General features: G+C 71.9%; 12 protein-coding genes. 7 read left to right on the forward strand and 5 right to left on the reverse strand.

From position 1 onward, the window contains the following. Positions 1–10 precede the first annotated feature (10 nt). The 3 genes from ACFPIH_RS02280 to ACFPIH_RS02290 form a co-directional block, all read right to left on the reverse strand. Positions 11–1,513, reverse strand: a complete 1,503-nt coding sequence (locus ACFPIH_RS02280; RefSeq protein WP_381167572.1) for a DUF5719 family protein — start codon at positions 1,511–1,513, stop codon at positions 11–13. After that, the gene (locus tag ACFPIH_RS02285) at positions 1,510–5,244 is read right to left on the reverse strand and encodes a glycosyltransferase (protein WP_381167574.1); all 3,735 of its coding nucleotides are present in this window, start codon (positions 5,242–5,244) and stop codon (positions 1,510–1,512) included. Before ACFPIH_RS02285 ends, ACFPIH_RS02280 begins: the two co-directional genes overlap by 4 nt. A 198-nt stretch (positions 5,245–5,442) precedes the next feature. After that, complete coding sequence (locus tag ACFPIH_RS02290; RefSeq protein ID WP_030792866.1) at positions 5,443–5,706, reverse strand: WhiB family transcriptional regulator; 264 nt, start codon at positions 5,704–5,706, stop codon at positions 5,443–5,445. Positions 5,707–6,429: 723 nt separating this feature from the next. Between ACFPIH_RS02290 and ACFPIH_RS02295 the strand changes: the two genes are divergently transcribed. From ACFPIH_RS02295 to ACFPIH_RS02310, 4 genes are all read left to right on the forward strand, one after another. Then, positions 6,430–6,942 carry a cysteine dioxygenase gene (locus tag ACFPIH_RS02295; RefSeq protein ID WP_381167577.1) on the forward strand — a complete coding sequence of 171 codons (513 nt, stop codon included), beginning with the start codon at positions 6,430–6,432 and terminating at the stop codon, positions 6,940–6,942. A 105-nt stretch (positions 6,943–7,047) separates the two neighbouring features. Then, on the forward strand, positions 7,048–8,007 hold the full coding sequence (cofD, locus tag ACFPIH_RS02300) for a 2-phospho-L-lactate transferase (RefSeq protein ID WP_381167579.1): 960 nt from the start codon (positions 7,048–7,050) through the stop codon (positions 8,005–8,007). A gap of 380 nt (positions 8,008–8,387) precedes the next feature. Then, positions 8,388–9,665 carry a coenzyme F420-0:L-glutamate ligase gene (locus ACFPIH_RS02305; RefSeq protein WP_381168469.1) on the forward strand — a complete coding sequence of 426 codons (1,278 nt, stop codon included), beginning with the start codon at positions 8,388–8,390 and terminating at the stop codon, positions 9,663–9,665. 71 nt (positions 9,666–9,736) lie between these two features. After that, entirely contained in the window at positions 9,737–10,753 is a 1,017-nt protein-coding gene (locus tag ACFPIH_RS02310) for a DNA-3-methyladenine glycosylase family protein (RefSeq protein WP_381167581.1), read from the forward strand. A gap of 194 nt (positions 10,754–10,947) precedes the next feature. On the opposite strand, the gene manB is transcribed toward ACFPIH_RS02310, so the two are convergent. Continuing rightward, the gene (manB, locus tag ACFPIH_RS02315) at positions 10,948–12,030 is read right to left on the reverse strand and encodes a mannose-1-phosphate guanylyltransferase (RefSeq protein WP_381167583.1); all 1,083 of its coding nucleotides are present in this window, start codon (positions 12,028–12,030) and stop codon (positions 10,948–10,950) included. A 277-nt stretch (positions 12,031–12,307) separates the two neighbouring features. Further along, positions 12,308–13,612, reverse strand: coding sequence for a peptidoglycan recognition protein family protein (locus ACFPIH_RS02320; RefSeq protein ID WP_381167585.1), 1,305 nt, complete (start codon positions 13,610–13,612; stop codon positions 12,308–12,310). Positions 13,613–13,774: 162 nt separating this feature from the next. On the opposite strand from ACFPIH_RS02320, the gene ACFPIH_RS02325 reads away from it, so the two are divergent. From ACFPIH_RS02325 to ACFPIH_RS02335, 3 genes are all read left to right on the forward strand, one after another. Beyond that, positions 13,775–14,533, forward strand: a complete 759-nt coding sequence (locus ACFPIH_RS02325; protein ID WP_381167587.1) for a TIGR03089 family protein — start codon at positions 13,775–13,777, stop codon at positions 14,531–14,533. Between the two features lie 243 nt (positions 14,534–14,776). After that, positions 14,777–16,030 carry an LCP family protein gene (locus ACFPIH_RS02330; protein WP_381167589.1) on the forward strand — a complete coding sequence of 418 codons (1,254 nt, stop codon included), beginning with the start codon at positions 14,777–14,779 and terminating at the stop codon, positions 16,028–16,030. Between the two features lie 288 nt (positions 16,031–16,318). Further along, entirely contained in the window at positions 16,319–18,103 is a 1,785-nt protein-coding gene (locus tag ACFPIH_RS02335) for an LCP family protein (protein WP_381167591.1), read from the forward strand. Positions 18,104–18,131: the final 28 nt, after the last annotated feature.

The raw sequence follows: 18,131 nt of genomic DNA on the forward strand, positions 1-18,131 counted from the left end.
CCGGTCGCGGCTACTTCTGCAGCACCGTCATGTCCTCGTCCGTCTCCGGGACGGCCACCGTGCCCCGGTCGTCCGGCAGGGTCTGGATCGTGAAGCCCGAGATGCCCTCCTCGGTCGCCGCCAGGGTGCGGGCGGCGTACACCGGGGTGTCCGTGAGGGGCTCCACCGTCAGGGCGTAGGTGCCCTTCAGGCCTGCGGGGACGGGGAGTTCGACGTCCTGGGTGGTACCCGACCTGACCGTGTACGTCTTGGACGCGGCCGTGCCGCCTCCGCTGCCCGCGGACGCGGTGACCTTCACCTTGGCGGTGCCCTTCGGGGCGGTCAGGGAGAGGGTGGTGCCCTTGGCGGTGTTGCCGACGGCGGACGCGCGCGTGCCGACGGGCGCTGAGGCGGGGATGAACGCCGACTCCTGGGCGTCGCCCTTGCCCCGCAGGACCCGTACGGCCGCGACGATCGGCACCGACGGACCCGACGGCGTCAGGACCAGCGAACCCGCCTCCCCGCGCGTGACGTCGCCCAGGTCGACGGCGGTCGTCATACCGGCCTTGACGTGCAGCGTCTCCTGCCCGGCCGGGGTGATCAGACCGGTGGGCGAGGCGAGTTGGACCTTCAGGTCGGCGTCGGCGTCACCGGGCGCGTAGGCGATCAGACGGACGGCCGTGGCGTCCTTGGGGATACCGGGGACGACCAGGCTGCCCGCCGGGTCGGTGGCGGCGGCCAGCCAGTCCCCGCCGAGCTTGTCGTCCAGGGCCTGCACGGCGGCGCCGACCCGGCCGCTGCGCACGTTGACGTGGACGGTGAGGTCGTCCTGCTTCTCGTCGGTGAGCGTGGACAGCAGGATCGGCGCGCTGGACAGCGGCGGGACCGTGATGCCCTCCCCCGCCGTGCTCTTCACGGCGCCGTCCTTGCCGTAGAGCTCGAGGTCGACGACGGCCGCGGAGTCGTCCGGGTTGGTGAGGTGGACGTAGTCGGTGCGGTCGGCGGCCGTGCTGACGCCGGGGAACCAGAACTCGGTGTCCGCACCGGTGCAGGTGACGCCCTGCAGGCCGCGCCCGCTGCCGGCGGCGACCTCCGTGGTCTCCTGAACGGTCCAGCCGGGGGCGTACTTCCCCTCGGCGGTGCCGATGAGGGCGGGCGACTCGCCGCCCGAGGTGTCGCCGGTGGCGGGCGTGCCGGGCGCCTTGGGCGTGAGGACCGGCTTCTCGGTCTTCTTCTTGTCGCCCTTGCCGCTCTTGGCGCCGTCCGCGTCCGCCGACTCCGCGGTGGCGGCGGCCAGTTCGGCCGAGCCGTCGCCGCCCGTGCCCTTGGTGACGGGCGTGAACGACGTGTACGAGGTGTCGGCGATGTCGGAGGTGCTGGGTGCCGGGCAGACCAGGCTGGTGCGTTCCACGGGCAGTACGGCGGCCGTCCTGGCGGTGCTGACGGGCGCGGTGGGCTCGTTGAGCGTGGCGAACCCGGTGACGGCGGCGAGCGCGGCCGTGCCGGCGATCAGGGACAGGGTGGTGCGGTTCACTGCTGGCTCCCGTCGGGGCGCTCGCTGCCGGTGCCTTGAGGGTGCCCGCCCTGGTCGTAGGCGGGGTCGTACGCGGGGTCGTAGCCCGGGTTGTTGCCCTGGTTGCCCTGGTTTCCGTAAGACTGGTCGTAGCCGTACGACTGGTCGTACGGGGCCTGCTGCGCCTGGCCGTCGTAGGCGTACGGGTCGTACTGGCCGGCCTGGTAGGGGTCGTAGGTCTGCTGGTCGTAGCCGCCCGCCGGGTACTGCTGGGCGCCCTGGTACTGCTCGCCCGCGTACCCGCCGTACTCGGCGCCCGCGTAGGTCGGCTGGTCCCACTCGCCGTAGGACTGCTGCTGCGGGATCGCGGCCGGGGTCTCCGTCTCCTCCGGCGCGGGAGAGCCGGGAAGGGAGGACGGGAAGTCGTCGTCCTGAGCGGGCGCCCCGTTCGCCGGGGTCTCCCCGGTGTCCTCCGCCTCCTCGGCCTGGGCGCGCAGGCGGCGGGCGCGGCGGCCCTCGCCCTCGGTGGCCTGGGCCGGGATCAGCTCCTCGGGAAGGTCGTCGTCCACGTCGCGGCGGCGGCCGGGCAGGGCGAGGACGACCAGGACGAGGGCGAGGAAGCCCTGGGCCCACAGCCAGGCGGTGTGGGTGAACGGGTCGTCGTAGGTGACGTCGAGTCTGCCGCCGGAGGCGGGGAGGTCGAAGCCCTGGGCCCAGCCGTCGACGGTGCTGCCGGTGAGCGGGCGGCCGTCCAGGGTGGCGGTCCAGCCGGCCGCGGCGGCGTCCGCCAGGCGCAGGATCCGGCCGTCCGCGCCCGCCGGGATGGTGGTGTGGATGTCGACCGGGCCCGCGGCGACCGGGGTCGGGGTGCCCTTGCCGGAGGCGGCGACGATCGCCGCGCGGGAGACCTCCTGGTCGACCCGCCACAGGGCGCTGCCGTCCTGCTGGCTGAGCCGGCTCAGGCCGGGGGTGGTGTCCAGGACGCGGGTGATCTCGCGGGGCGCGCCCTTGTGGACGAGGACGTAGCGGACGGCGAACTTGCCGAGTTCGTCGGTCTGGTCGGCGCCGGAGCCGGCGACCAGGTTGGCGACGACCTTGTCGAGTGTGGCGTTCTCCCCGTCGGCGGCGGCGAGTTCGGCGTCGCCGAGGCGGGCGCCGGAGCCGCGGACCAGCATGTAGCCGATGTGGGCGGCGGACTCGCTGTCGAGGACGAGAGTGCGGGCCTGGTCGCGGGTTCCGGCCTCCTCGGCGACGAACGCGGGCACCTGGACGGGGTCGCGGCGCTCCAGGGGGCCGTCGGCGCCGCCGATCATCCAGCCGGCGGCGAGGAGCAGCGGTCCCGCGGCGGAGGCGAAGGCGATGAGGGCGGCGACCGGCTGGCGCCAGCCGAAGCTCTGCTCGGCGACACGCGAGCGTGCGCCGTCGGCGCCCATGGCGGCGGCGGCGAGGAGCGCGATGCCGTAGACGAGGGTGGCCGGCCCGGCCCAGGTGGAGCCGTTGGACAGGACCGCGAAGACGAGGCCCACGAGGGCGACCGCCCAGGCCGTCCGGATTCCGGACTGACGCTGGGTGCGCAGCAGGGCGGCCAGGGCGGCCAGGACGATGCCGATGAGCATCAGCCCGTCGACCGTGCCGGGCCCGCCGGGGCTGGCGGCGAGCAGGTCGAGCGCGGAGGCGGTGGACGGGGCGTGGTCGAGGCCGGCCTGGGCGAAGAAGCCGGTCGGCAGCAAAGTCAGCGACCAGGGCGCCAGGATCAGCAGCGGGGTGCCGAGCTGGGCGAGGAAGCGCAGGCCGTAGGCGGTGATCTCGGTGCGGCGCACGGCGAGGACGGCGAGGCCGAGGACGAGCGCGACGGGCCACACGATCGGGGTGAACGCGGTGGTGATCGTCAGCAGCAGTGCGTACGCCCAGGTGGCTCGCCAGCTGCCGCGGGCACCGGAGGTGCTGGTCAGGCCGCTGGCCGCGGCGGCCGCGCGCGCGATGAGCGGCAGCAGGACGGCCAGTACGGCGGTGCCGACGCGGCCACCGGCGAGGGCGCCGGTGGCGGCGGGCAGGAAGGCGTAGACGACGGCCGCCCAGGCGCGCAGGAGGCGGGACTCGACGAGCGGGCGGGAGGCGAAGTAGGCGGTGAGTCCGGCCAGCGGCACCGAGCAGACGAGGAGCAGGGTGAGGGTGAGGCCGGTGGAGCCGAACAGCAGGGTGGCCAGCGTGGCGATGATCGCGAGGTAGGGCGGGGCGGACGGGGTGCCGCCCGCGCCGACCGGGTGCCAGGCGTCGAGGTAGCGCGACCAGAGCTCGGACGCGTCGCCCGGGGCGGGCAGCAGGGCGCCGCCGGCGAGCGCGCCGCCGCCCAGGAGGTTGCGGCAGGCGACCAGGGAGACCAGCAGCAGGACCAGGAAGAGAACCGGGCCGGGCTTGCGGGCGACGCGCTTGAGGCGGGCGAACTGCTCGATCTCCAGGAAGTCGGCGTCGTCGCCGCCGGGCCCGGACTCCAGGCCGCCGCCGTGCCGGCCGGCGCCGCCGGCGGCCTCGGGGTCGTCGGCGCCGAAGAGGTTGCCGGCGGCCTGTTCGACGGTGGCCCGGACGGTCGCGCCGGGCGGCGGGAACAGGGGCCGCAGTTCGTCCTTGTCGATGACGGGTTTGCCGCGCTCACGCCGCCCGGCGATGATCCGCTCCGGCCGCAGCAGGGTGCCGAGCAGGCCGCGGAGTTCGTCGAGGGCCTGTCCGGGGACCTTGCCGACGAGAAGGGCGAGCGTGCGCAGCACGGTGCCGACGACCAGGCGCAGCAGGATCCAGGGCAGCAGGGCCGTACGGCTGTTGACGAGGAGGGTGTGGACGGCGCCGGCCTTGTCGACCTTGTGCGGGGAGGCCGTGGTGCGGCCGGCGCAGTCGACGGTGCGGCGCTCGCGGGAGGCGGCCTCGGCGTGCCGTACGACGGCCTCGGGGGCGATCAGGACGCGGTGGCCGGCGGCTGTGGCGCGCCAGCAGAGGTCGACGTCGTCGCGCATCAGGGGCAGCCGGCGGTCGAAGCCGCCGAGTTCCTCGAAGATGTCGCGGCGGATCAGCATGCCGGCGGTGGAGACGGAGAGCACGGTCCGGACGTGGTCGTGCTGGCCCTGGTCCTGTTCGCGGCGGTCCAGGCCGGTCCAGCGGCGGCCGGAGTGGGCGATGGTGACGCCGACCTCGAGGAGCTGGCGGCGGTCGTACCAGCCGCGCAGTTTGGGGCCGACGACGGCCACGTCGTCGCGGCCGAGTTCGAGTTCGTTGTCCACGACGCGCAGGAGTTCGGCCAGGGCGTCGGGTTCGGGGGCGCTGTCGTCGTGCAGCAGCCACAGCCACTGGACCGGCTCTCCGTGCGGGAGCTCCGGCAGGTCGTAGGCGTCGTCGCGCCACGTGCGCGTGACGGGGTCCCAGCCGCTGGGCCGCCTCAGGTACGGCAGTTCCTCGGGGGTGAGGACCGGGGCGGTGCGGTTGGCCTCCTCGACGGCCTGGCCGAATCCGGTGCGCCGGGCGAGGTGCAGCACGTGGTCGTCGCCGAGGGCCTCGGTGACCAGCTGCGCGGAGTCGTCGGAGCTGCCGGTGTCGGCGGCCACGACGGACTGGACGGGGCGCTCCTGGCCGAGCAGCCCGGCGAGCGCGTCGGGCAGCCAGCGGGCACCGTCGTGGGAGACGAGGACCGCTGTCACCACGTGACGCGGGAACTCTGGCGTGGCAGCGTCGTATTGGGCTGCCGTGTGGCTGTGCACGGACATCGAGGTACGGGCCCCGGTTCAGTGGACTGTGGTGGACGCCTGCGCCCTGTGGGGGCGGCGGGGTGTCTCGGACGAGCGCCCACACTATCGGCTGGGCACGACGACGGCCCGCCGCCTGTGGATAACCCACCCGCGACGGGCCGTTCAGAACGTCGTGACCCCGTGAGGGCCAGTTTTCGGACAGATTCAACCGGAGTCTCAGACGGCTGCCTTCTTCAGCCTGCGGCGCTCCCGCTCGGACAGGCCGCCCCAGATACCGAAGCGCTCGTCGTTGGCGAGGGCGTACTCGAGGCACTCGGAGCGGACCTCGCAGGCGAGACAGACCTTCTTGGCCTCGCGGGTGGAGCCGCCCTTTTCAGGGAAGAAGGACTCGGGATCGGTCTGGGCGCACAGGGCGCGCTCCTGCCAGCCGAGTTCCTCGCCCGCGTCGTCGACCAGCAGTTGCTGCACCAGCTCGGTCATGTGCGCCCCTCGCTCCGTCTTTCGCGTCCCCGTGACGTGGCCGCACCGATGTCGGCGACGTCAAGGACGTCATCACCGATGTCGGCTGAACGACACGAGTGAAATTACAAGTGTGCTGCTCCGGGCGAGTCAAGCCGAGATCTGCTATTGGGCCCCTTATTCACTCTGCGGAACCAAGGCCATGCAGTAAGTGTTCAAATCGCCATAAACCTTGACAAGCAGATGAGGCCCTGGAGGCCCCCGGGCCCACACAGTGCTTGTACGGGGAGAGACGTCCAGAAGTTCGATCCCGTTGCGACATGCGCGCGGAAGCGAAGCGGATCACAGTCGGATCACGGGATCACAACGGCTCACGCGCCCGGCTTGTGCGCCATGTGTCCCGGTCGACACATGCACAAACCTTTCACCTCGCAGATGCACCGGATGAGGTGAACGCTGTCCCACATACCGGGCGTCGAGTTGACACTGGCAGGTGTGAACCGCTGTCCTTGTGGGCATGCTCGCGAACTTGGCACTCGCCTCGACCCGCTCGGCCGGGTCCCACGGTGCTGCCCACGCTCGCTGTAGCTGTTGTTGCTGTTCCAGCTGTTGAGCCCAACGCGCTCCGGCTGCTGTTTCCCCTCCGCCCGTACCAGGGCGCTCCTGTTCCACCCGCGATCCGGGCGGACGGCATGCGACATCCAGCGACCACCCCCACTCTTTTGCCGAGGACCACCCCACTTCATGAACAGCGACAGCGACCTCCAGATCGCCGGCGACATCCTCGAAGTCCCGCACCTCCTCCAGCCGCCGCGCGAGCACCCGGCCACCGTGTCCGAATTCGTCGGTCTGGCCCGTGACATCGCCGCCGACCGCGCCCAGTGGCGGCACCTGGTGCGGTACGACGCGGCCAGCCGCTGGTACCACCGGCTGCGCACCGGCCCGGGCTATGAGGTGTGGCTGCTGTCCTGGGTGCCCGGGCAGGGCAGCGGGCTGCACGACCACGGCCGCTCCAGCGGTGTGCTGACCGTCCTGGACGGCGAACTGACCGAGCGCACCGAGCGCGGGAAGCGGGTCCTGGGGGCGGGGGCTCAGCACGTGTTCGCGCCGGGGTTCGTGCACGAGGTGGTCAACGACGCGCTGGAGCCGGCGGTGAGCCTGCACGTGTACTTCCCCGGGCTGACGGAGATGCCGATGCACGCTCCTCAGTGCTCGGCGCCGGTGCCGTACGACGAGGTGGACACCGTCAGCGCGTAGGACCGGCGGCGGGGGCGCTCGTACGGGTGGTCGGGTTGTCCACAGGCGGGGGGTTGTCCACAACCGCCCGGCGCGGTGTCGGAGCCGCCTGCGAGACTGGCTCCCATGCGCATTGTGGTTCTGGCAGGCGGCATCGGCGGTGCCCGGTTCCTGCGCGGTCTGAAGCGGGCCGTGCCGGACGCGGACATCACGGTCATCGGCAACACCGGCGACGACATCCATCTCTTCGGGCTGAAGGTCTGCCCGGACCTCGACACGGTGATGTACACGCTCGGCGGCGGCATCAACGAGGAGCAGGGCTGGGGCCGGGCCGACGAGACCTTCCATCTGAAGGAGGAGCTCGCGGCCTACGGCGTCGGGCCCGAGTGGTTCGGTCTCGGCGACCGTGACTTCGCCACGCACATCGTGCGGACGCAGATGATCGGTGCCGGGTATCCGCTGAGCGCGGTGACCGAGGCGCTGTGCGAACGCTGGCAGCCGGGGGTGCGGCTGATCCCGATGAGCGACGACCGGGTCGAGACGCATGTCGCCGTGGAGCTGGACGGCGAGCGGCGGGCGATCCACTTCCAGGAGTACTGGGTGCGGCTGCGGGCGTCGGTGCCGGCGGAGGCGGTGGTGCCGGTCGGCGCCGAGCAGGCGAAGCCGGCGCCAGGTGTGCTGGAGGCCATCGCCGAGGCGGATGTCGTGCTGTTCCCGCCGTCGAACCCGGTCGTCTCCATCGGCACGATCCTCGCCGTGCCCGGCATCCGCGAGGCGATCGCCGAGGCCGGGGTGCCGGTGGTGGGTCTGTCCCCCATCGTCGGGGACGCGCCCGTGCGCGGCATGGCGGACAAGGTGCTCGCCGCGGTCGGCGTGGAGTCGACGACGGCGGCGGTCGCCGAGCACTACGGCTCGGGGCTCCTCGACGGCTGGCTCGTGGACACCGTCGACGCGGGCTCGGTGGAGCGGATCGAGACGGCGGGGATCCGCTGCCGGGCGGTACCGCTGATGATGAGCGATCTGGAGGCGACCGCGGAGATGGCACGGGCGGCGCTGAAGCTGGCGGAGGAGGTGCGGGGGGCGTGAGCGGGGCAGTCGAGAGCGGGGCAGTCGAGAGCGGGTCCGGCGAGAGCGGGTCCGGCGAGAGCCGGGCTGTCGGGCGCGGGGCCGGCGGGAATCCGGTGGTTGAGCGCGGGACCGTGGGTGGCGGGGCCGTCGAGCGCGGGTCCGCAGAGAGCGCGGCCGTCGCAAACCGGGCCGGCGGCGGGGCCGTCGCAGGCGGCGCCGTAGAGAGCGCGGCCGTGGGTGGCGGGGCCGTCGAGCGCGGGTTCACAGAGAGCGCGGCCGTCGCAAACCTGGCCGGCGGCGGGGCCGTCGAGAGCGGGGCGGTCGCAGGCGGGGCCGTAGAGAGCAAGGCCGTCACGGGCGGGGCCGTCGAGAGCGGGGTCGGTGAGGACGGCTATCGGGTGTGGGCCGTGAGTGGGCTGCCGGAGGTGCGGGGTGGGGACGACCTTGCCAAGTTGATCGCCGGTGCCGAGCCGGGGCTCGTCGACGGGGACGTGCTGTTGGTGACGTCGAAGATCGTGTCCAAGGCCGAGGGGCGGGTCGTACGGGCGGACGACCGGGAGGCCGCGATCGACGCCGAGACCGTACGGGTCGTGGCGCGGCGCGGGGCGCTGCGGATCGTCGAGAACCGGCAGGGGCTGGTGATGGCGGCGGCGGGCGTGGACGCCTCCAACACTCCTGCGGGGACCGTGCTGTTGCTGCCCGAGGATCCGGACGCGTCCGCGCGGGCGATCCGGGACGGGCTGCGGGACGCGCTCGGCGTGGATGTCGGGGTCGTGGTCACCGACACCTTCGGGCGGCCCTGGCGGGCGGGGCTGACGGATGTGGCGATCGGCGCCGCGGGGATCCGGGTGCTGGACGATCTGCGGGGCGGCACGGACGCGTACGGCAATCCGCTGAGCGCGACGGTCGTCGCCACGGCGGACGAGCTGGCGGCGGCCGGGGACCTGGTGAAGGGGAAAGCGGCCGGGCTGCCCGTGGCCGTGGTACGGGGGCTCGCCCATCTGATGACGGCCACGGAGGAGGGCGCTCGGGCCATCGTGCGGGGCGCGCGGGACGACATGTTCCGGCTCGGGACGTCGGAGGCGGTGCGGCTGGCGGTCACCCAGCGGCGGACCGTGCGCGCCTTCACCGACGAGCCGGTGGATCCCGGTGCGGTACGCCGTGCGGTCGCCGCGGCGGTGACGGCGCCGGCGCCGCATCACACGACGCCGTGGCGGTTCGTGCTGCTGGAGTCGGCGGAGTCGCGGACCGAACTGCTGGACGCGATGCGGGAGGCCTGGATCGCGGATCTGCGGCGGGACGGGAAGTCCGAGGAGTCGATCGCCAAGCGGGTGCGGCGGGGCGACGTCCTGCGGAACGCGCCGTCTCTGGTGGTGCCGTGTCTGGTGATGGACGGATCGCACACATACGGCGACCCGCGGCGGGACGCGGCCGAGCGGGAGATGTTCGTGGTGGCCACGGGGGCCGGGGTGCAGAACTTCCTGGTCGCGCTGGCCGGGGAGCGGCTGGGGTCCGCGTGGGTGTCGTCGACGATGTTCTGCCGGGATGTGGTGCGCAAGGTGCTGGGGCTGCCGGAGGGGTGGGATCCGATGGGGGCGGTGGCGGTCGGGCATGCGGCGGAGGAACCCCGGGCGCGGGGGGAGCGGGGGGTGGAGGGGTTCATCGAGGTGCGGTGAGGTGGGTGTGGTGGCGCTCTGCCGTACCCCTACTCTCGTAGGGCATCCCTCGACTACCTAGGACCTCAGCCGTGGCAGGACGATTCGCTCCTCGGCCCACGCGTACGACTGTGCGTGGGGGACATGTTCCCGTGCCTGCACAGGGGGTGGGACGGGTACCGGATCAGGCGCCCGGGCGGGTGCGGGAGTGGGCGCCGGAGGGACCGCTGGATCTCGGGCTGGTGCTGGGGCCGTTGCGGCGGGGGCCCGGGGATCCCACGTTCCGGGCGATGCCCGACGGGTCGGTGTGGCGGGCCAGTCTGACGCCGGCGGGGCCGGGGACGTTGCGGGTGTCCATGGGCTCGGGTGGTCGTGCGGCGCGGGGAGAGGCGTGGGGGCCCGGGGGTGAGTGGCTGCTGGAGCAGCTGCCGGAGTTGCTCGGGGCCTCGGACGATCCGTCGGCGTTCGCGCCCCGGCATCGGGTGGTGGCGATGGCCCGGCATCGGCGGCCGGGGCTCAGGCTGACGCGGACCGGGCTGGTCCTGGAGTCGTTGATCCCGTCGGTTCTGGAGCAGAAGGTCACCACCGACGAGGCGTATCGGGCGTGGCGGTTGCTGGTGCGGAAGTTCGGCGAACCGGCGCCCGGGCCCGCGGCGGGCGGGCGGCTGTGGGTGATGCCCGCCGCGCGGACGTGGGCGCTGATCCCGTCGTGGGAGTGGCACCGGGCGGGGGTCGACAACAAGCGGGCGTCGACGATTCTGCGGGCCGTGCGGGTGGCGAGGCGGTTGGAGGAGGCCGTGGGGATGTCGCCGGAGGCCGCGCAGGCGCGGTTGGAGGTCGTGCCGGGGATCGGGCCCTGGACGTCGGCGGAGGTGGTGCAGCGCAGTCATGGGGCGGCTGACGCGGTGACGGTGGGGGATCTGCATCTGCCGGGGATCGTGGGGTGGGCGCTCGCCGGGGACCGGGACGCGGACGACTCCGTGATGCTGGAGTTGCTGGAGCCGTACGCGGGGCAGCGGCACCGGGCGGCTCGGTTGATCCTGCTGAGCGGACGGGTGCCGGGGCGGCGGGCGCCGCGGATGCGGCGGGGGGACATCGCGGCGTTGTGAGGTGAGGGGGAGCGGGGTCTCCGCTCCCCCGGTCGGGGCCGACTGCCGGTCGCCGCCGTCCGCTACTCGCTACCGACCGCCAGCCGCTGTCGGCCGCCAGCCGTTGCCGACCGCTACTCGCTACCGGCAGCCAGCCGTTGCCGGCCGTTACTCGCTGGCGACCGTTGCCGGTCGCTACCGGCCGTTGCCGGTCGCTACTGGTCCGAGGAGAAGCGGACCGCTCCTGCCGGGATTCTGGCGTCGCACCAGATCCTGGCGCCCTCGCGGAGTTCGTTGTCGGGGCCGACGACCGCGCCGTCTCCGATGACCGCGCCGGTGAGGACGGAGCGTTCACCGACCCGGGCCCGGGTGCCGATCAGGGAGTCGGTGATGACGGCGCCGGGTTCGATGACGGCGCCGGGGAGGATGGTGGAGCCGAAGACCCTCGCGCCCTCCGCCACGAACGCGCCCTCGCCGACCACCGTGCCGCCCGTCAGCTTGGCGTCCGCCGCGACCCGCGCCGTCGGAAGGATCAGACGGTCGCCGCAGCGGCCGGGGACCGCGGGAGACGGGGCACGGCCCAGGACGAGGTCCGCCGAGCCCCGTACGAAGGCGGCCGGAGTACCCAGGTCCAGCCAGTAGGTGGAGTCGACCATCCCCTGGAGGTGGGCGCCGGCCGCCAGGAGGTCGGGGAACGTCTCGCGTTCCACCGAGACCGGGCGGGCCGGCGGGATGGTGTCGATGACCGAGCGGCGGAAGACGTACGCGCCCGCGTTGATCTGGTCGGTGACGATCTCCTCGGGGGTCTGCGGCTTCTCCAGGAACGCGAGGACCTTGCCGGTGTCGTCGGTGGGGACCAGGCCGTAGGCGCGGGGGTCCGTGACCTTGGTGAGGTGGAGGGAGACGTCCGCCCGCGTCGTCTCGTGGGTGGCCACCAGTCGCCTGATGTCCAGGCCGGTGAGGATGTCGCCGTTGAAGACCAGCACCGGGTCGTCGGGGGCCGAGTGCAGCCGGGACGCAACGTTGCGGATCGCGCCGCCGGTGCCGAGGGGCTCGTCCTCCGTCACGTACTCGATGTGGAGGCCCAGCGACGAGCCGTCGCCGAAGTACGGTTCGAAGACCTCCGCCAGATAACTCGTCGCGAGGACGATGTGGTCCACGCCCGCCGCCTTCGCCCGCGCCAGTTGGTGCGTGAGGAACGGCACCCCCGCCGCCCTGACCATGGGCTTGGGCGTGTGCACCGTGAGGGGGCGCAACCTGGTGCCCTTGCCGCCGACCAGGAGGATCGCTTCTGTCACCTTCGTCTCTGCTTCCTGCCGGGACCGGCCGAACTTCCATTCGACCGGCCAGTGTATGCAGACCGTTGAGTGGCGCTTTCCAGGCCGTGCGGTGTTCCGTCCCAGTCCCAAGGGGACTGTCCCCCCGACGGCTGATGAAATGTGCCCCCTCTGGATGTGTTCTCAGGCCGTTCGGGTGTGCGTCAGGGTGTGTGTTCGGGTGCGGTCCATTCCGGGGGTCTCCCCTTGGCCCCCGGAACGGACCGCACCCGGCTCCTGTCCCCGTCTCCGTCCCGCCTCAGCGCCCCTGGTAGCGCGCCGCGGCCGTGCGGGCCGAGCCGAGCTTGCCGTAGAGCTGCTTTCCCGGGCAGTCCGTGGCGAATCCGTCACGGTGACCGGAGATCACATTCAGTCGTACGTTCTTTCCCTTTGGGTAGAGATTGCCACCCCCGGACTTCAGGTATGTCTTTCCGTTCGGATTCGCCCCGAAGAGTCCGAGCTTCCACGCGGTCAGTTGCGCGATGGCGTTGACTGTGGCCGAACCGGGTTTGGTGGAACTGAACGTCCCGAGTACGGCGATGCCCGTGCTGTTGGTGTTGAAGCCGAGGGTGTGGGCACCCAGGACCGCATTCGCCACTCCCCCGGCGCGGCCCTCGTAGATGGTTCCGCACTTGTCGACGAGGAAGTTGTAGCCGATGTCACGCCAGCCCATGCTCTTGACGTGGTAGCGGTAGATGCCCCGGATCACGGACGCGGCCTGCGAGCACTTGTAGGCGTTGCCGGTGGCCGTGTGGTGCACGAAGGCCGCCTTGACCGTCGTCGTGTAGCGGAACCCCGTCTCGCGCAGGCTTTCGTCCGCGCCCCAGCCGCTGCGCGTGACGATCTTCGGGCGGGGGCCGATGTACGGCTTCACCCGCTGGCTCCTCGTCAGCGGTTCCGTCCGTCCTGGCGGTTCCACCGGTGCGGTGAATCGTCCGGCCCGGGCGGGTGAGGGCGCCTCGGTGCCCGGGTCGACCAGTTCCAGGCGCAGGCCGGTGGGGAGTTCGGCGGCGGCCGTGACGGTACGGAAGCCCCGGCCCGTCTCCTCGGTACGGCTGCGGGTGTCGGGGTGGACGCGGACCTCGACGCCGTCGGAGTCGTTGACCCACAGGGGTGCGGTGGCGCCGCGGACGCGGCCCGAGGCGCGCTCGGCGGTGCCCGGGTCGGCGCCGTGGTCGGCGTTGTGGGTCTCCACGTCCTGCCACTCGGACCAGGCGGTGGCGCCGGGCGCGTGGGTGCGGACCTGGACGCGGCCGTTCAGCTCGGCGTCCGGGTCGTCCCAGACGACGCCCAGGAGGGAGAAGCGGGGTACGGCACGGCGGAACAGGCCCTGGCCTCCTGCCTCGCCCAGGGTTCGGTCGCGGGCGAGGGGGGCCAGCGGCAGTGACTGGGTGCTGCCGGGGAGAGGGGTGGTGGTTCTGGATTCGTGGACGGCGGTGGGTCTGGTGCCTGCCTCGGCGGTCGGCGCCGGTCGCACCGTCGTCGCCGTTGCGGGCGACGTCAGCGGAAGGGCGAGGGCGGCCGCACAGGTGACACCGATCGAAGAAGCTAGCAATCCATGCATGCAAATGATCCTGGACATAGTCATACATATCTGTCCATTGGGGAGTTGACGGGCTGTCGGGCACATGCCGCCGAATCGGCGGGTTCGGCGGGGTGGGGCGTTCGGCCGAACCGGTGTACCGGTGGGGGGTGCGGGGGCGGGGCGGCGCGTACGCTTGCGCGGGTGAACGCCACCGATCGCACCCCTGCCGACCTGCTGCGTTCCGCGCTCGCCGCGGATCCCGCGCGTCCTTTGGTCACCTTCTACGACGACGCCACGGGCGAGCGGGTCGAATTGTCCGTGGCCACCTTCGCCAACTGGGTGGCCAAGACCTCGAACCTCCTCCAGGACGGGATGTCCGCGGAGCCCGGTGAACGGGTGGCGCTGCTGCTGCCCGCGCACTGGCAGACGGCGGTGTGGCTGGTGGCGTGCTCATCGGTGGGGGTCGTCGCGGACATGGGCGGGGATCCCTCGCGGGCGGACCATGTGGTGGCGGGACCGGGGTCGTTCGAGGCGGGGCTCGCGTGCGGCGGGGAGCGGTACGCGTTGTCGTTGGCGCCGTTGGGGCGGCGGTTCGTGCCCTCGCCTCCGGCGGGGTACGCCGACTATGCGGTGGAGGTGCCGACGTACGGGGATCGTTTCGTGCCGTATGCGGCGGTGGACGCGGAGGCGCCCGCGCTGGTTGTGGCCGGGGCGGAGTTCAGTGGGGCGGAGGTCGCGGAGCGGGCGCGGGGGGATGCGGCGGGACTGGGGCTCACGGGACCGGGGGCCCGGTTGCTGTCGGGGCTGTCGTACGACACGTGGGAGGGGTTGAGCGCGGGGTTGTACGGGCCGTTGGCGAGTGGGGGGTCGGTGGTGCTGTGCCGGAACCTGGAGGGGGTCGGGGAGGAGACGCTGGCGAAGCGGGTGGAGAGCGAGCGGGTCACGGCGACGGTGCGGTAGGGGTGCCGGCGGTTTGATCTCGCCCCGCCGCCCCTGCCCGTCCCATCCCCAGGGGCCCCAGGGGCGCTGCCCCTTCGACCCCGCTGGGGGCTGTGCCCCCCAGGCCCCCCTTCGGCCCTGGACGGACCTCGCCCTCAAACGCCGGACGGGCTGAAAAAGCACCCGTCACCCGTTCGGCTCACCTCCGCCCGCGCCCCCGGCCCGTCTCGCGCCATCGTCGTAGGGAAGGAGCGGCGCGCGGCCATGGCGGGAGGCGGTGTGAGGCAGTCTGGGGCTTTGAAGAGGGGGCCGGTGCGGCGGCGGTGGGCGCTGCGGGCCGTGGGCGTCGTTGCGGTGGTCGGGGTGGGGGTAGGGGTCGCGGGGTGGGTTGTCTATGTGAAGCTCGACGGGAACATCACCGCCGACGAGGCCGCCGCCGCGGAGCTGGCGCGGTATGCGAAGGAGCGGCCCACCGCACTGGTGAAGGACGCGCAGAACGTGCTGGTGATCGGATCGGACTCGCGCGCGGGGGACGACACCGGGCGGTACGGGACCGACTCGGGCACCGAACGGTCGGACACCGCGATTCTCCTGCATCTCTCGGCGAGGAAGACGGGGAAGACGGATACGGCGGGAAAGACGGATACGGCCGGGAAGACGGATACGGCCGGGAGGGCCGGCAAGGGTGGAGGGCGGACCGCCACCGCCGTGTCGTTGCCCAGGGATCTCATGGTGGACGTGCCCGCCTGTCTGCGGGCGGACGGGAAGCGGGCCCGGCCCGCGTTCGCCATGTTCAACTACGCCTTCGAGACCGGGGGTTCGGCCTGCACCGTGCGGACGGTGGAGAAGTTGACCGGTGTGCGGATCGACCATCACGTCGTCGTCGACTTCCGCGGGTTCAAGGACATGGTCGACGCGCTGGGCGGGGTGCGGGTGTGTCTGAGGGAGCCCATCGTCGACAAGGGGGCCAAGCTGCGGCTGCCCGCCGGGCAGGTGACGCTCGACGGGGAGCAGGCGCTCGGGTACGTGCGGGCGCGGAAGTCGCTCGGGAACGGCAGCGACACCGGGCGGATGGAGCGGCAGCAACGGTTCCTCGCCGCCCTCGTCAACAAGGTGCAGAGCAATGACGTCCTGCTGAATCCGGTGAAGCTGTATCCGGTGCTGGACGCGGCCACGTCCTCCCTCACCACCGACCCGGAACTGGCGAGTCTGCGCGGACTCTATGAACTCGTGCGCGGTCTGCGTGACATTCCCACCGAACATGTGCAATTCCTGACCGTTCCACGGGAGTCGTACATCTATAACGCCAATCGTGACCAACTGAAGGAACCGGCGGCGGAGAAACTCTTCGAACGGCTGCGCATCGACGCACCCCTCGCGGTTTCTCACGAACTTCCCATGAATTCCGGCACATCGGAGTCGGGCGGTTACGGGCCGTACGGGTCCGGGCGCGCATCCCCCACGCCACCTGCCCCCACGTTCCGGGGGAACACCGCCGCCGAGGACGGCTGCGGGTAAAGCGCTTGCCAAGTACCGGCCACGAGCCGAACTTCAGTTCAAGGAAATGGGGCGGATTGCCCGGTTGTAGGGACGTGGAATTTGTCACGGACGTCGCTCCACGCCGAACTGGGCGGATAGTGTGAGCGATCCGGTGCACCTGGCCGCGCGGTCCGTTCCGGCTCGCGCGCCGAGTGACCGACTGAGTGTCTGAGTGACTGAGTAACTGAGGCTTAGTGACCTTGACGACCCGAGCGCCTTTTGAGGGGGAGAGGCGCCGCGTGGCCCCGACGGAGGATTCGGACAACCGTGGACGCGCAAGGCCGTGGGCGGGCGGACAACATCGATCCCGCAGACCAGTGGGTGCTCAATCCGAACACCGGCGAATACGAACTGCGACTGACTCCTTCCGCACCGCAGTCACCACAGGCGGACCGGTCGGTGCAGTCGGTGGTGCCCGGACCGCGTAGAGCCGGGGCCGGTGTCCCGGCGGGCGCGGCGCCGCGCGGGCGTACGGCGGCTCCGCCGGAGCGGGAGTCTCCGGAGGAGGCCCCGGACCGGGTGCCGGGGCCGCGCAGGCGGCGGGGTGTGCCCGAGGAACCGCCGGGCCGGCGTGGCCGGCGGCCGGTGAAGAAGAAGTCGAAGGCCAAGAAGATCCTGCTGTGGACCGGCGGGACGATGGCCCTGGTGCTGGTGGGCACCGCGGGCGCGGCCTACCTCTATCTCGAGCACCTCAACTCCAACATCACGTCCGTCGCCGACGACGGCGCGAGCACCGGTGGCTTCAACAAGGACAAGGCGATCAACATCCTGCTGATCGGCACCGACAAGCGCACCGGCGCGGGCAACACGAAGTACGGCGACGCCAACAGCGTGGGCCACGCGGACACCACGATCCTGCTGCACGTCTCCAAGGACCGGACGAACGCGACCGCGCTGAGCATCCCGCGCGACCTCATCACGGACATCCCGGACTGCCCGACCACGCAGGACGACGGGACCTCGAAGGTCATCCCGGGCACCGACAACGTCCGGTTCAACACCAGCCTCGGGCAGGACGACCGTACGGCCAGCTGCACGGTGCGCACGGTCACCGAACTGACCGGGATCCAGCCGGACAACTTCATGGTGGCCGACTTCAACGCGGTCAAGACGCTGACCACGGCGGTCGGCGGGGTCGAGGTGTGTCTGGCGAAGGACATCGACGACCCGGACTCGCATCTGAAGCTGTCGAAGGGCACGCACACCGTCGAGGGCGAGCAGGCGCTCGCCTTCGTCCGTACCCGGCACTCGGTCGGCTTCGGCGGTGACCTGAGCCGGATCGAGCTCCAGCAGCAGTTCCTGAGCGCGCTGATGCGCAAGCTGAAGTCGAACGACACGCTCACCAGCCCGACCAAGATGATCAAGCTGGCGGAGGCGGGCACCAAGGCGCTCACCGTCGACTCCCAGCTGGACAGCATCGACAAGCTCAAGGACCTGGGCATGGAGCTGGGCAAGCTCAATGTCAAGAACCTGACCTTCACCACCGTGCCGGTGGTGGACAACCCGGCGGAGACGGTCAAGGCCACGGTCGTCGTCAACCAGACGACCGCACCCACCGTCTTCCAGATGATCAAGGACGATGTCTCCTTCACCGAGGTGAAGGAGAAGGCGAAGGAGTCCAAGAGCGCGGCGGCGGCAGCAGCGGCCGCACGGCTGAAGGGCACCAAGTCCGCCGCGTCCGACATCCGGGTCCAGGTCATGAACGGCGGCGCCCCGGCCGGCAGCGCACAGGAGACTCTTAACTGGCTGCAGAATGATGAGGGCGTGACGAAGTCCGAGAACGCGGGCAACGCGCCGGCTGAACTGAGCAGAACGACACTCGAGTACGACCCCGACCAGGCGGACCAGGCACGCAAGCTGGCCGAGATCATGGGGCTGGCCGGTACGGCGTTGAAGCCGGGCAAGAGTGTCGAGAACGCCCAGGGCCTGCCGACGATGACGCTGACGCTGGGCAAGGACTTCAAGGGCGCGGGCGTCTCGCTCACGGCAGCGACGAAGGTGCCGGACTCGGTCCAGAAGTCCACCGCGGACAAGGTCGAGTGCGCCAAGTAGGCCACGTAGGCAACCCCTACGGCCGAGC

This window comes from Streptomyces vulcanius (assembly GCF_042653945.1).
Taxonomy (GTDB): domain Bacteria; phylum Actinomycetota; class Actinomycetes; order Streptomycetales; family Streptomycetaceae; genus Streptomyces; species Streptomyces mangrovi.